Origin of the sequence: Paenarthrobacter sp. C1 (genome assembly GCF_049315185.1) — a bacterium.
Taxonomy (GTDB): domain Bacteria; phylum Actinomycetota; class Actinomycetes; order Actinomycetales; family Micrococcaceae; genus Arthrobacter; species Arthrobacter nicotinovorans.
The window spans coordinates 2,245,783-2,259,197 of record NZ_CP186052.1 but is presented as its reverse complement, the minus strand read 5'-3'; the positions used below and the strand labels follow the sequence as shown (position 1 = coordinate 2,259,197).

Here is a 13,415-nt window from a genome sequence, read left to right as displayed (position 1 = left end):
ATTGGTCTATGCCAATCTAGGCGGAGTGCCAAACTTGGCGTGAGACGAAGGGATGTCACTTGGAGGAAATGCAGCAGTCCGGGAGCAACAGCGCCACAAACGCTGCCCCGGTTGTCCTCGGGCTCCACATCGGCGGTTCGAAAACCCACGCGGTTCTCGCCGACGACACCCGCTTCTCCGGGGCGGACAATGATGCCCGCATGGAGATCACCGAAGCACGTGCAAACCTGTCTTCCGTGGGGCACCAGGGCGCGGACGCAGTGCTGCGGCGGATTGCGGCACGTGTGGGCGGTAGTGTCGCAGCAGTCTGTGCGGGAGCGGCCGGCGCCGACACCCCTGCGAGCCGGGCCGTTCTGTCGGCCCTCCTCTCGGAACATTTTCCCGGTGCCAAAATCGAGGTGGTCCATGACACACGCATCATCCTCGCCGCGGCCGGTCTCGAAGCAGGCGTGGTCCTGGTGGCCGGAACCGGCTCTGTGGCCTGGGGCAGGAACCGTGAGGGACGGGAAGCCCGCAGTGGAGGATACGGCTATCTCCTCGGCGACGAGGGTGGTGGATACTCGGTAGTCCGGGACGCCGTTCGCGAGGCCTTACGGGAGTACTACGCAGGACTTGAACCGGGCCCGCTGGTCCAATCGTTGATGGCAGCCACGGCCAGTGTGGACGCCCTGCAGCTCATGGACTTCTTCTATGCAAAGCCGGAACCCGACCATTGGGCTGGACTGGCCCCGCTCGTCCTTGAGATGGCGCAGGACGGCGACCCTGCGGCGTTGCGGATCCAGGCCGAGGCAGCCCACTCCCTGGCGTCCTTGGCCAGGCAAGTACTGGGCGAACTCGGATTGGATCTTCCCTTGGTGATGGCCGGCGCTTTGCTGGTCAACCAGGACCAACTCGCTGCGGCTGTAGCGCGCAAAGTGTCCTTGGAGGATCCGTCGTTGGTCCGGATACTCCCCCAAGCCCCCGTTTTCGGCGCAGTCAAACTTGCACGGCAACTGATCCAGCAGTAACGAACCACGAGTGATCCCGACGGCCAACGGGAGTAATCTGGACTCATGCCTTTGATGTGCGGTGGCCGGTAGCAATGACCCGGGCCAGGCGGCGGTGGCTGCCGGCGCTCCTGATAAGCCTTGCCATGGGCATGGCCGTGCTGTTTGGTGCAGTCCAAGCGGGCGCAAGCGGCTCCCTGCCACCCAAAACCGCAGACGAGATCCTGGCCATGATCGCGCGCACCCAGGTCCGGGAGCTGTCCGGAACACTGGAACAAACTGCCGAACTGGGACTTCCCGAAGTTCCAGCGGCCGGCCCCGGGGTTGCGCCCGGAACCGCCTCCGCTTTGGAGTTCCTGACAGGCTCGCACACTGCGAGGGTCTACATTGATGATCCTTCCAAAGCACGCGTACAGATCCTGGACCGGATGGCCGAGCGCGATCTTGTACTGAACGGCGAGGACGCGTGGTTCTATGACTCCTCGGACAACAGTGCTACGCATGTGAGCATCCCCCGTCCACCGGTGGGAGCACCCACCGAGTCCCGGGTACCAGAATCACCGCGCCCCACCTTCCCCACTCCCGAGGCTTTAGCGTCGCGCTTCCTGACAGCCATTGACGCCAGCACTGAAGTAAGCGTCGGGAATTCGTCCTCGGTGGCCGGGCGCAGCGCCTACAAACTCCTCCTGAAACCCCGCACGGCTGGCACCTTGGTGGACGCTGTGGCGATTGATGTGGATGCCGAAACCGGCTTCCCCCTCGGTGTCGAACTGAGGGCCAAAGGGCAGGCCGAGCCCGCCTATTCACTGGAGTACACGCAGCTGGACCTGACTGTCCCGGACGCCTCGCTGTTTGAATTCGTACCGCCGCAGGGCGCATCGGTCAGCGAAAAGACGATCCCCGCAGCACCCATTCCTTCCATGACACTGCCTGCGCCCTCCGGACCAACGACCCAGCCGCAACCGACCCATACACATCCGACCCAGCCACATCATGGTGCAACGGTTACAGGCGCCGGCTGGGACGCCGTGATCTCCCTCCCGGCGGGAACCGCTCCGGCCGGGCTCACCGCCAGCCCGCAACTCACGCAAGCGCTCCAAGCTGTTCCGGGCGGCCGCGCACTGACGACATCGGTGATCAGCGTGCTGATTCTCGACGACGGCCGCGTCTATGCGGGCATGGTGCCGTTGGAGCGGCTTCAGGCAGTCGCCCAACAGTTAAACGTCCCCGCCCCGTGACCGACCCAGCGACCAGCCCGCTGACCGGCCCTGCCGTCCTGGCAAGCCATCCAGGCACCGGCGACAATCTTGCCATCGAAACACGTGGACTGGTGAAGCGCTTCGGCCGCCGCGCCGCCGTCGACGGCATTGATCTGGCCGTTCCCCAGGGGGCGGTCTACGGCTTCCTGGGGCCTAACGGCTCGGGAAAGACCACCACCATCCGGTTGTTGCTTGGCCTCGCCACGGCGAACAGCGGCGACATCAGCGTTTTGGGCAAGGAGATGCCACAATCCTTGACCTCCGTGTTGCCGCACGTGGGCGCCTTGGTTGAGGGCCCCGGTTTCTATCCGTTCCTCACCGGCGAGGCAAACCTGATGCGCCTGGACTCGGCCGACCGCCACGCACCCTCAGCCACCAGGCGGCAACGTGCCCACGAGGCCCTGGACCGTGTGGGGCTCGGCCATGCTGCCGGAAAGAAGGTCCGCGCCTACTCATTAGGCATGAAACAGCGCCTCGGCCTGGCCAACGCGATGCTGCGTCCCCGTGAACTGCTTGTCCTCGATGAACCGACCAACGGACTTGACCCCCAAGGGACGCGCGAAGTGCGCGCCCTGGTTCGTTCTCTTGCCGCAGGTGGCACGACGGTCTTTGTCTCGAGCCACCTGTTGGCCGAGGTCGAGCAGATGTGCACGCACGCGGGCATTATGAGCGCGGGAAAACTGGTGGCCCAAGGGCCACTGGATGAGCTGCGCTCCTCCGGGGAGTCGCACGTCCTGATCCACACACCCGACGTCGGCGTGGCCGTAGGCGTCCTGTCCCGCCTTGGTGTGGTCCCAAGTGATGCGACAGGCAGGGGCGACGACACGCTGATAGGCACCGGACTCAACGGCATGGCCCCGGAGACGATTGTGGCCGCGCTGGTTGCAGGAGGCGTGCGCGTCCGCGGATTCACTGTTGGGCACGCAAGCCTGGAAGAACGGTTCGTGTCCCTTACTGGAGAGGGGTTTGACGTTGCCGGCTGAAACCGCTGCTGGTATTCCATCTGCCACCGAGCGGTCCGGGGCAGGGTGGGCACTCCTTGCCTCTGAACTGTCGGTACTCTTCCGCAGGCTCCGCACATGGGCCATGCTGGTCGCGTTGGCCGTCGTGCCCATGCTGATTGCAGTCGCGGTGAGGTTGTCGTCGAGGCCCGCAACTCCTGGCCGCGGCCCGCTGTTCCTGGACAGAATCACCCAAAACGGGCTCTTCGTGGCGGTCACGGCGCTGGTGGTATGCGTGCCATTGTTCCTTCCCCTCACCATAGGTGTGGTGGCAGGAGACACGATCGCAGGGGAAGCGAACCTCGGAACCTTGCGGTACCTGCTGTTGGCACCTGCGGGGCGCATTCGCCTGCTGTTGGTCAAGTACGCGGGAACGGTCGCCTTCTGTTGTGCCGCGACGGCAACTGTGGCAGCGTCAGGCACCCTGGCCGGCGTCGTCCTCTTTCCCGTGGGGCCGGTCACCCTGCTGTCCGGCGACACCGTCAGCGTGGGCGATTCCGTACTGCGGTCGCTGCTGATCGCTGCCTACATCACGGTGTCCCTGATGGGGTTGGGGGCGATCGGCCTTTTGATCTCGACCTTCACCGATGCGCCTGTTGGTGCCATGGCAGCCACGATTGTCCTGTCCGTCGTGTCGCAGGTCCTCGACAACCTGCCACAGCTGGAGTGGCTGCATCCGTGGCTTTTCAGCCACCACTGGCTGGACTTCGCTGATCTGCTCAGGCAGCCCATCGCCTGGACATCGTTTGGTGCGAACGCGCTGCTGCAGTCCGGCTACATAGTGGTGTGCGGCGCCTTGGCGTATGCGAAATTCTCCAACAAGGACGTGTTGTCGTAGCTTTGTCGTAGGCTCTTTGCATGGCCAGATTCTTTGATGTGCACCCGGAAGACCCTCAACCACGCGCCATCGGCCAAGTGGTCAATATGCTGCGGGACGGCGGCTTGATCGCCTACCCTACCGACTCCTGCTATGCCTTGGGCGCCCAGATCGGAAACAGGGAAGCGCTGGACCGGATACGCACCATCCGGCATCTGGACGGCAAACACCACTTCACTCTGGTCTGCAAGGACTTCGCCCAGATGGGCCAGTTCGTCATGCTGGACAACGACATCTTCAGGAGCATCAAAGCTGTAACCCCCGGCAGCTACACGTTCATCCTTCCGGCCACCCGGGAGGTTCCGAAGCGGCTTCTGCACCCCAAGAAGAAAACAGTCGGCGTCCGCATCCCGGACCACAAGGTGGTGCAGGCACTTCTCGCCGAATTGGGAGAGCCTCTGCTGTCCAGCACGCTCCTGCTGCCGGATGAGGAAGAACCGTTGACCCAGGGCTGGGAAATCAAGGAGCGTTTGGACAACCAGGTGGACGGCGTGATCGATGCCGGAGACACAGGTTCGGAACCAACCACGGTGATCGACTTTTCGAGCGGGGTGGCCGAGGTGGTACGGCGCGGTACGGGCGATCCTTCCCGCTTCGAATAACGGTCAAGGCCGACGGCGGTGGCGTGCTATTCCGGCTTTCGCGCCCGGCTCGGCTGTACCCGCATGGGTTCACCGGGCATTTTGGGAAACTCCGGCGGGAAAGGCATCTCGCCCTGGCCGTTCTCGACATCGCGTTCCCACCATGTGAGCAGGACGTCAATGTCACCTGGATGATCGTGCATGGCCGCCCAAGGATCCCCCACCTTTTTCAACCGGTCGGGAACAGTGGTGATGGTGTACTTACCGGGGTCCGCATTCTCCAGTTCCTCCCAGGTCAAAGGGCAGGACACCTGCGCTGTCGGTACAGCCCGCGGGCTGTAGGCGCCAGCGATGGTCCGGTCCCGGTTGGCTTGGTTGAAATCCACGAAGATCCGCTTTCCGCGTTCCTCCTTCCACCACGCCGTGGTGACCTTGTCGGGCATGCGGCGCTCAAGTTCGCGTCCGGCAGCGATCACGGCGTGGCGGACCTCGAGGAACTCGTGCTTGGGATGGATGGGGGCGTAAACATGCAGACAGCGGTTACCCGATGTCTTGATGAACGCCGTCAGCCCGGCCTCCTGCAGGACAGAGCGAAGCTCAATCGCAGCCGGGATGGCGTCGTCGAAATCCGTCCCGGGCTGGGGATCCAAATCGATCCGTAGCTGGTCCGGGTTATCGGGATCGTTGGCACGGGAAGCCCAGGGGTGGAATACCACTGTGTTCATCTGGGCTGCCCACACCGCTGCCGCAGGTTCGTCGATGACCAGTTGGGGGTGTGACCGCGCACTCGGGTAGGTAACAGTGACGGCGCGAACGTACTCAGGGGCGCCCTTGGGAGGGTTCTTGGAGAAAAACATCTCTCCATCGATGTTTCCTGAGTACCGTTGAAGGCTCACAGGCCTGTTGCCGTTGGCGGCGACAAACGGCTCGCCGACATCGATCAGGTAGTTGGCGAGATCGAGCTTGGTAAGCCCCGCACCCGGCCACATGACCCGGCCCGGACTGGAAATCCTGACCTCACGTGGGCCGTTGGGACCGGGCACGGTTACAGTGGTTGCTTCACTCGCCATGGGCACAAGCTACCCCGTAAAGGTACGCCGCGTCAGCACCTTGTGCCTGATGCCCGAGGGCGTGTTTCGTGATGGGCTCTTCTCCTGCCGCTCCGGTAGGTAATGATGTTCATATGCCCACCGTCGAGACATCCCTGACCGTCGCCGTCGCTGATACCCGTGTTTCCGCCCTCCATGTCCAGCCTGAGGACAGTTTTGCCACCTTGGTGGTGGCCCATGGCGCCGGGGCCGGGATGGAACATCCCTTCCTGCAGGGCTTCGCCTCGGCCATGGCGCAGGAGGGTGTGGCTACCCTCCGTTTCAACTTTCCCTACCGCGAAGCCGGGCGTCGCTTCCCGGACCGTCCGCCACTTGCCATCGCAACGTGGCGGGCCGTGATGGAGGCAGCTGCAGAGTTGTCGGACGGCAAACCGTTATGGGCCGCAGGCAAATCGTTCGGCGGGCGCATGGCGTCCATGGCGGTGGCCGAAGGCATGCCCGCGCAGGGACTCGTCTACCTTGGTTATCCGCTACATGCCCCCGGGAAACCAGAGAAGCTCCGGGATGAACACCTTTACGGAATAACCGTGCCGATGCTGTTCCTGCAGGGCACGCGGGACACCTTCGCCACTCCTGAAATCCTGGAAGGCGTGGTGTCCAGGATCGGCCCGACGGCGAGGCTCCAGTGGTGCGAGGGCGGTGACCATTCATTTGCGGTCAAGGGCCTCAAACGGACCGCCGCTGAAACAGGTGCTTCGCTGGCACCCGAGGTAGCTGCGTTCTTGAAAACGGGTGCCTGATCTACTTGGGCACTGGCACGTGGCGAAGGTACGATCTCCGGAAATGTCCTGTGCCGGCCGTGAGGGCGCGGAGTTCGATGGCGTAACGCAGCAGTTCCTGGTCCGGCACTTCCGCAAGGATCTCGGTACCCTCGTTGTCGGTGGCATTGGTGCCGTTCACCCGCCCTCGTCGCCCGGAGAGGTCGCTCATGACAGCTCCGACGTAATCGTCGGGCACGCTGATCACCACGGAGGAGACAGGTTCAAGGAGTTGGATTTTCGCGGCGGCGGCAGCCTCCCGCAGCGCCAAGGCGCCTGCTGTCTGGAACGCGGCATCGGAGGAATCCACGCTGTGGGTCTTGCCACCCACCAGCGTTACCTTGATGTCCACCACCGGGAATCCTGCAGACACCCCCTTGAGCATTTGGGCCCGGACCCCCTTTTCCACGGACGTGACAAACGTTCCCGGAATGACCCCGCCAACGATCTTGTCCGTGAACGCAAACCCCTCGCCGCGTGCCAGCGGTTCCACCTCGATGTCGCAGATGGCGAACTGGCCATGGCCGCCTGATTGCTTGACGTGGCGGCCGTGTCCGGTTGCCTTGCTGGCGAACGTCTCCCGCAGGGGAGTAATGATATCCACGGTCTGCAGCTTCACGCCTTGGTTTCGCAAGCGGTCCATGATCACCTCGGCGTGCGCTTCGCCCATGCACCACAAGATGAGCTGATGGGTGTCCGGGTTGCGCTCAAGCCTGAGTGTTGGATCGGCGGCCGCTACCTTTCCAATGCTCTTCGCCAACGCGTCTTCGTCGCTTCGTGATGCGCCCTCCACGGCGATCGGCATCAAGGGTTCGGGCATGTTCCAGGTCTCGATCAGGAGCGGGGCTTCGCGGTCCGAGACGGTATCGCCTGTTTCGGCACTTGCCAGTTTGCTGATGGCACAGATGTCACCCGCGATGCACTCCGGGGCGGCTTTGAGGCTGGATCCCACCGGGGAGTACAGGTGTGTGATGCGCTCATCCGCGTCGTGGTCCTCATGTCCCCTGTCCGCCAGTCCCCTGCCGCCGATGTGAATGGACGAATCCTCGCGCAGCGTTCCCGAAAAGACCCGAAGCAGGCACACCCGGCCGAGGAAAGGGTCCACGGTGGTCCGCACGACTTCGGCGGCGAGACGGCCCGCGGGATCGCAGTGCAACGTCTTCAGCGATGAACCGTCGAGCGTCATGGCTGCAGGTGGCGTCCGTTCAAGGGGCGATGGCATGGCGTCGGTGAGCAGGGCCATCAGTTCCGGCAACCCAAGGCCCGTTTCGGCCGAGGTGGGCAACACGGGAAAGAAACTGCCGCGTGACACGGCGGTTTCAAGGTCGTTGATGAGGTCGGGCACCGGCAGTTCTTCACCGCCCAGGTACCTGTCCATGAGGGTTTCGTCTTCGCTTTCGGCAATGATTCCTTCCAGCAGGGCATCCCTTACTGATTCCACATCGGCCGTGGGGGTCAACTCCTCCGCGGCGCCGTGAAGGACACCGATGAGGCCGGCGTTACCCACTGCCGGAACGTACAGCGGGAGGACAGATTCTCCGAAGGCTTCCCGGCAGCGCTCGACGGCGGCGCTGAAGTCTGCGCGGGGATGGTCCAGTTTGCTGATCACTACTGCGCGGGGCAACCGGATCTTTTCGCATTCGCTCCACAGCGCGACGGTGGTGCCGTCGATTCCCTCCACGGCGGACACAACAAAAAGGGCCGCGTCGGCGGCCCGCAAACCAGCCCGCAACTCGCCTGTGAAGTCGGTGTAGCCGGGGGTGTCGATCAGATTGACCTTGATGTCGCCAATGAGGATCGGTGCGACGGACAGGGTTACCGAGCGTTGTTGATGGATGGCTGAAGGATCAGCATCGCTGACAGTCGTGCCTTCGCTGATGGAGCCCATCCTGGTAATGGCTCCCGTTGCCGCGAGCAGCGCTTCGACCAGCATCGATTTGCCGGAGCCCGAATGCCCGACCAGTGCCACGTTGCGTATCCTGGCGGGGTCTCCGTGTGCAGAAACCACGCCGTTCCCACTGCGCCTGGTTTCATTCGCGGTGGGGCTTGTAGCTTTTCCCGCATCGCGCGTGCCCTTTGCAGACATGGCATCTCCTGAGGTTCTCCCGCCACGGAGCCCGAACGCTCATGGTTCGCATCCAGAGCTCCGAATCTTTAAGAGGATTGGACACCCTGAGGCGACCACAGGGCAAGTGCCTGCAGCCACTGAACCAAAGCCCGCGGCGTCGCACGTCCCCCGCTGTCCCTGATGCCGGGCTAAACGGTGAGTAGCCCCCACAGCAACCACGCTGACGCCGCCACGCAGCCGGCAATGACGACCGTGAACCCGGAGACCCACACAAACCCGGGCACGCCAGTGGTCCGGCCCAGAATGAAAGCGTCTGACGAAGCGAGGCGTTCACGGCGTTTTGTGTGGACGCCGGCCAGCTTGAAGAGGTCACGCACCCCTCCTACGGTCAGGGCTACGCCCAGGGCCAACACGACGTAGTTGACTACGTCGGGAGTGGCGAAAAGGAGCAAAACCTGGGCAATCCCTGCGCTGGCCAGAGCCACCAGTATCCCCGTGAGGTTGCGCAGGAAGACCAGGGAAACCAACAGGATCAAGGCCCCGACCGACATGGCAGCGCCGGACCGCCCGGCGCTGACCGCCGCAATCAGGCACAGTCCCACGACGGCCGGGGCAGGATAACCCCAGAAACCGGACCACGCCGCACCGAAGGCGCTCCTGCCACTGCTGACCAGGCGGCCGGAGTGATCGAGCCCGATCCGGAGTCCATGGACGAATCTTCCCGTCATGAGGGCTGCGTAGGCATGGCCCAGTTCGTGGACGAAGGTGACGTACAGGCCGAACCATCGCCACGTCGCGCGCGGGATGCTGAGGACCACAGCACAGGCGAGGATGCCAACGAGGACAGGCATGGGTACGGCAGTGGTGTGGGTCTGGGTGAAACCACGGACCACCGCCTCCCACCACATTTGCAGAAAGTTCACTGAACCGCGGTCCGCAGCCGGGACTGCAAGCCCGCGATGAGGATTTCCAAACCGAATTCGAAGGCCGCTTCGCCCCGCTCATCGGCAGGTCCCGCGTTGGCCAAGGCGCCGCTGAGGGCCGGGAAGCCCTGCTGTGGAGGTGCCCAGACAACGTCCGGGGCTGCCAGATCCAAGGCAAAACCCAGTGCGAAGCTGTCGATGGTGGAGATCGCGGACAATACGTCGCGGCCGCGGAAACCGGCGGCTTCCAGGGCCAGTGCCAGGTCCTCGTAGAGCCCAAGGACCTGGTGGTCCTGCACCGTCTGCAGTACCAGCAGCGGAGCGAGCCTGGGGTGCCGGGCAAAGGCATCCCGGTAGCTACGGACAATCGCGCGAAGGGCGGCCTCCCAATCCTGCCGGGCGTCGAGTTCGTAAGTGCTTTCGGAGATGATGCGGCCCCGCATGAGTTCAAGGATCTCTTCGCGTCCAGTGACGTGGTTGTAGATGGAGGACTGGCTGACGCCGATCCGTTTGGCCAGTTTGGGCAGGCTGAAGTCCCCGGCCTCGTCCACCAACTCCAGGGCGGCGGTGACGAGTGCGTCGATGGATATCAGCGGGACCAGCGGGCGTGCCATACGGGGTACTCCATTCAAGGTTGTTGTTACGACTCTAGCCAGAAGTTGCCCGATGGGTATTGTGCTGCGGATCACAAGACCTTACGATAAACGAAAGGCTTTCGCTTAAGTCTCCCTCCCCCAGTTTTCCCCTTCACCCCATAGGATCCCCATGTCTGATCTGGAAACCCGACCGCCAGCAGCCGATGCTGGAAACGGGCTCAAACGGAACGCCATCGGCACCGGCGGCATCGCCTTCCTGGTGATCTCCGCAGCGGCCCCACTTACCGTCATGGCCGGCGTGGCCCCCGTAGCCATTGGAATCGGGGGCATCGGCGCCCCCATGGGCTACGTCGTCGCCGGCGCGGTGCTGTTGGTATTCGCCGTCGCTTTCATGGCAATGACCAAGCACGTCAAAGCCGCCGGCGGCTTCTACACCTACATCACCTTGGCCATGGGCAAGACGGTGGGACTTGCCTCGGCAATCCTCGCGATCGTGTCCTACAACTGTCTGCAAATCGGGGTCTACGGGCTGTTCGCGGTCCAGACCCAAGCCATGCTTCGAACGCTTTTCGGCCTGGAAGTCCCTTGGCCGCTGGTAGCCCTGGCCGCGATAGCGGCTGTTTGGTTCCTCGGCTACCGCGGAATTGACGTCGGCGCCAAGGTGCTGGGCGTCTTGCTCATCGCTGAGACCGCGATCCTCGCCATCATGGGTGTTGGCATCCTGGCCCGCGGAGGTGCCGAAGGTATCAGTTTCGCTTCCTTCTCCCCCGAAAACGCCTTCACTCCCGGAGTCCTGGCCATTCTCGCTATCTGCTTCGCGGCGTTCATGGGCTTCGAATCAACGGTCCTGTACCGGCGTGAAGCACGTAATCCGGACAAGTCCGTCCCCAGGGCGACCTACATCGCCGTGGGATTCATGTCCGTGTTCTACGCCTTCATTGTGTGGACGGTCATCCAGGCATTCGGCAACGGGAACGTCGTGGCTGCTGCCGGTGAACTCGCCGACGGGATGTTCTTCGCCACCATTAACCAGTACGTAGGCCCCTGGGCCGAGGTCGTCATGTATGTGCTGATCGTGACAAGCGTTTATGCCTCCCAGCTGGCCTTCCACAACGCCATCAACCGCTATGTCTACATGCTGGCCAAGGACGGGATCCTTCCCGCCTTCCTGGGCAGGACACACCCGAAATACAAGTCACCGCACCGTGCGGGACAGATCCAGACCGTGCTGGCCGCCGTCGTCATCCTGATCTGTGCCGTGGCCAATGCCGACCCCTACAAGCACCTGCTCATTTGGGTCAACACGCCAGGCATCGTGGGGATCGTGGCGTTGCAGGGGCTTGTTTCGGTGGCCGCGTTCATCTACCTGCGCCGGAACCCCGCCGCAGTGACCAACCGAGTGCTCATTCCAGTGAGCATTGCATCGGCCTTCCTGCTCTTCGGGGTCGTGGCGCTGATCGCCGTCAACATCGAACTGTTGACCTTTGCCGATGCCGTCACCAACGCCATTCTCCTGTCTGTCACACCCATCGTTTTCCTCGCAGGCCTGCTGATCGCCCGCCGCCTGCGCACTGCCCGCCCCGACGTCTTCGCCCGGATTGGAAGCTTTGAAACCCATGACTCCTGACCTCATCGTCCTCGCCGATACCATCCACACCCTGGACGAGCACCCACAGCGTGGGCCCGTCCAAGCAGTCGCGGTCAGCGACGGCACCGTGACCGCCGTCGGAAGCCGCGCTGACGCCCACGACTGGCGACAGGCGGGCACAAACGTGGTGGACTTCGGCAGCGCGACACTCACGCCGGGCCTGGTTGACTGCCACATCCATCCGGTATTCGGCCTGGACCTCACCGTCGGCGTGGACCTTTCCGGTGCGTCGACGCTTGATGAAGTCCGGGCGCTCCTCCGCGCCCAGGCAGCACACGACGACGAGTGGTTGCGTGGCTGGGGCCTAAATCCGAACGCGTTCGGCACGGCGCCCTTGCACCGCAGCATGCTGGACGACGTCAGCGGCGGCAAACCGGCACTGATCCGGTTGTTCGACGGGCACTCGGCCGTGGCCAACAGCCGCGCCCTGGAGGTGGCCGGCGTCCGTGGCAGGTACGCGTTCGAGCAAGCCTCGGAAGTGGTCTGCGACGCCGAAGGAGTTCCTACCGGCCTCTTGCTCGAAGCCGCCGCCATGGAGCTCGTGCAGCGCCACATCCCCCAGGAGTCCTTTGCCCGGCGCAAGACGAGACTGGCCGCGTTGCTCCGGGATTTTGCGAGGTCGGGACTCACCGGCGGCCACATCATGGACCACAGTGCAGAATCCGCAGCGCTCTTCCACGCACTCGAGGCCGACGGTGAGCTGCCGCTCCGGCTGCGCTCTGCGCCGTGGTGCATGCCGGGCACCGGAGAGGACGACTGGAAGGAACTCGCCCGTACCTTGGGCAAGGGTGGGCGCCGCTGGTCCGTTGAAGCCATCAAGCTGTTCGTAGATGGAACGGTGGACAACGGAACGGCCTGGCTCTACGAACCCGATCTGTACGGCGAATCCACGGCGCCCTTCTGGCCGCGGCCAGAAGAATACTCAGCCGCCGTCCGCTACTTCGCGACCCGCGGAATCCCGACGGCGACCCACGCGATCGGTGACGCCGGAGTGCAACACGTGCTGGAGGCGATGGAGTCCCTCCGCGATGTTGTGCCGCCGGATGTCCTCCGCCGGACCGTCCACAGGATCGAGCACCTCGAAACCGTTCCGGACGAACTCGTGGCGCGCTTCAAGGATGCGGGGGTGGTGGCGAGCATGCAACCGACCCATTGCACTCACTACTCCCTGGCCGACCATAGCGACAACTGGTCCACCAGGCTCGGTCCCGAGAGGGCCGACAGGGCGTGGCGCTGCCGGGATCTTCGCGAAGCCGGTGTCGCCCTGGGGATTGGCTCCGATTGGCCAATCGCTCCTTTCCCGCCGTTGCCCATCATGGCGGACGCACGCCTGCGGCGCCGTTCGGGCCACCCGGAGCAGGACCCCATCGCTCCCGCCCAGGCACTTACGGCGCTTCAAGCGCTTGAGGGCTACACCTCGCACGCAGCAAAAGCCGCAGGGCTATGGGATGTTTCGGGGTCCATTTCCAAGGGCAAGCGGGCGGACTTCACCGTCCTTGAACTGGACCCTCTTAGCGCAGCGCCGGACGAGCTGGCCGCAAGCCGCGTCCTGGGAACGTTCGTGGACGGGGAAATCCAGTTCATGCTGGACCGTTCGGCCTAGCAGGCC

General features: G+C 63.8%; 12 protein-coding genes. 8 read left to right on the top strand and 4 right to left on the bottom strand.

Translation table 11 applies throughout. The annotated features are described in order from the left end of the window. The first annotated feature begins 68 nt into the window (after window positions 1-68). From ACNAOU_RS10575 to ACNAOU_RS10555, 5 genes are all read left to right on the top strand, one after another. Complete coding sequence (locus ACNAOU_RS10575) at window positions 69-1,007, top strand: N-acetylglucosamine kinase (protein WP_422758679.1); 939 nt, start codon at window positions 69-71, stop codon at window positions 1,005-1,007. A gap of 74 nt (window positions 1,008-1,081) precedes the next feature. After that, window positions 1,082-2,224, top strand: a complete 1,143-nt coding sequence (locus ACNAOU_RS10570) for a LolA family protein (protein WP_422758622.1) — start codon at window positions 1,082-1,084, stop codon at window positions 2,222-2,224. Window positions 2,225-2,262: 38 nt separating this feature from the next. Further along, complete coding sequence (locus ACNAOU_RS10565; RefSeq protein ID WP_422758678.1) at window positions 2,263-3,228, top strand: ABC transporter ATP-binding protein; 966 nt, start codon at window positions 2,263-2,265, stop codon at window positions 3,226-3,228. Then, window positions 3,212-4,084: an ABC transporter permease gene (locus ACNAOU_RS10560; protein WP_422758621.1), complete on the top strand. Its 873-nt coding sequence runs from the start codon at window positions 3,212-3,214 to the stop codon at window positions 4,082-4,084. The genes ACNAOU_RS10565 and ACNAOU_RS10560 overlap by 17 nt, the downstream gene beginning before the upstream one ends. A gap of 20 nt (window positions 4,085-4,104) precedes the next feature. Beyond that, complete coding sequence (locus tag ACNAOU_RS10555; protein WP_018777514.1) at window positions 4,105-4,725, top strand: L-threonylcarbamoyladenylate synthase; 621 nt, start codon at window positions 4,105-4,107, stop codon at window positions 4,723-4,725. Window positions 4,726-4,751: 26 nt separating this feature from the next. Here ACNAOU_RS10555 and ligD read toward each other — a convergent pair whose 3' ends face one another. Further along, window positions 4,752-5,774 carry a non-homologous end-joining DNA ligase gene (gene ligD / locus ACNAOU_RS10550; protein WP_422758620.1) on the bottom strand — a complete coding sequence of 341 codons (1,023 nt, stop codon included), beginning with the start codon at window positions 5,772-5,774 and terminating at the stop codon, window positions 4,752-4,754. Between the two features lie 113 nt (window positions 5,775-5,887). Between ligD and ACNAOU_RS10545 the strand changes: the two genes are divergently transcribed. After that, window positions 5,888-6,553 carry an alpha/beta family hydrolase gene (locus ACNAOU_RS10545; protein ID WP_018777512.1) on the top strand — a complete coding sequence of 222 codons (666 nt, stop codon included), beginning with the start codon at window positions 5,888-5,890 and terminating at the stop codon, window positions 6,551-6,553. Between the two features lies 1 nt (window position 6,554). Here the strand turns inward: ACNAOU_RS10545 and ACNAOU_RS10540 are convergent, their stop codons facing one another. From ACNAOU_RS10540 to ACNAOU_RS10530, 3 genes are all read right to left on the bottom strand, one after another. Further along, complete coding sequence (locus ACNAOU_RS10540; protein WP_422758619.1) at window positions 6,555-8,657, bottom strand: elongation factor G-like protein EF-G2; 2,103 nt, start codon at window positions 8,655-8,657, stop codon at window positions 6,555-6,557. Between the two features lie 170 nt (window positions 8,658-8,827). After that, complete coding sequence (locus tag ACNAOU_RS10535; RefSeq protein WP_422758618.1) at window positions 8,828-9,562, bottom strand: M50 family metallopeptidase; 735 nt, start codon at window positions 9,560-9,562, stop codon at window positions 8,828-8,830. After that, window positions 9,559-10,176, bottom strand: a complete 618-nt coding sequence (locus tag ACNAOU_RS10530; RefSeq protein ID WP_422758617.1) for a TetR/AcrR family transcriptional regulator C-terminal domain-containing protein — start codon at window positions 10,174-10,176, stop codon at window positions 9,559-9,561. The genes ACNAOU_RS10535 and ACNAOU_RS10530 overlap by 4 nt, the downstream gene beginning before the upstream one ends. Before the next feature lie 151 nt (window positions 10,177-10,327). Between ACNAOU_RS10530 and ACNAOU_RS10525 the strand changes: the two genes are divergently transcribed. After that, complete coding sequence (locus ACNAOU_RS10525; RefSeq protein ID WP_055975610.1) at window positions 10,328-11,785, top strand: APC family permease; 1,458 nt, start codon at window positions 10,328-10,330, stop codon at window positions 11,783-11,785. After that, entirely contained in the window at window positions 11,775-13,409 is a 1,635-nt protein-coding gene (locus ACNAOU_RS10520) for an amidohydrolase (protein WP_422758616.1), read from the top strand. The genes ACNAOU_RS10525 and ACNAOU_RS10520 overlap by 11 nt, the downstream gene beginning before the upstream one ends. The last annotated feature ends 6 nt before the right edge of the window (window positions 13,410-13,415 follow it).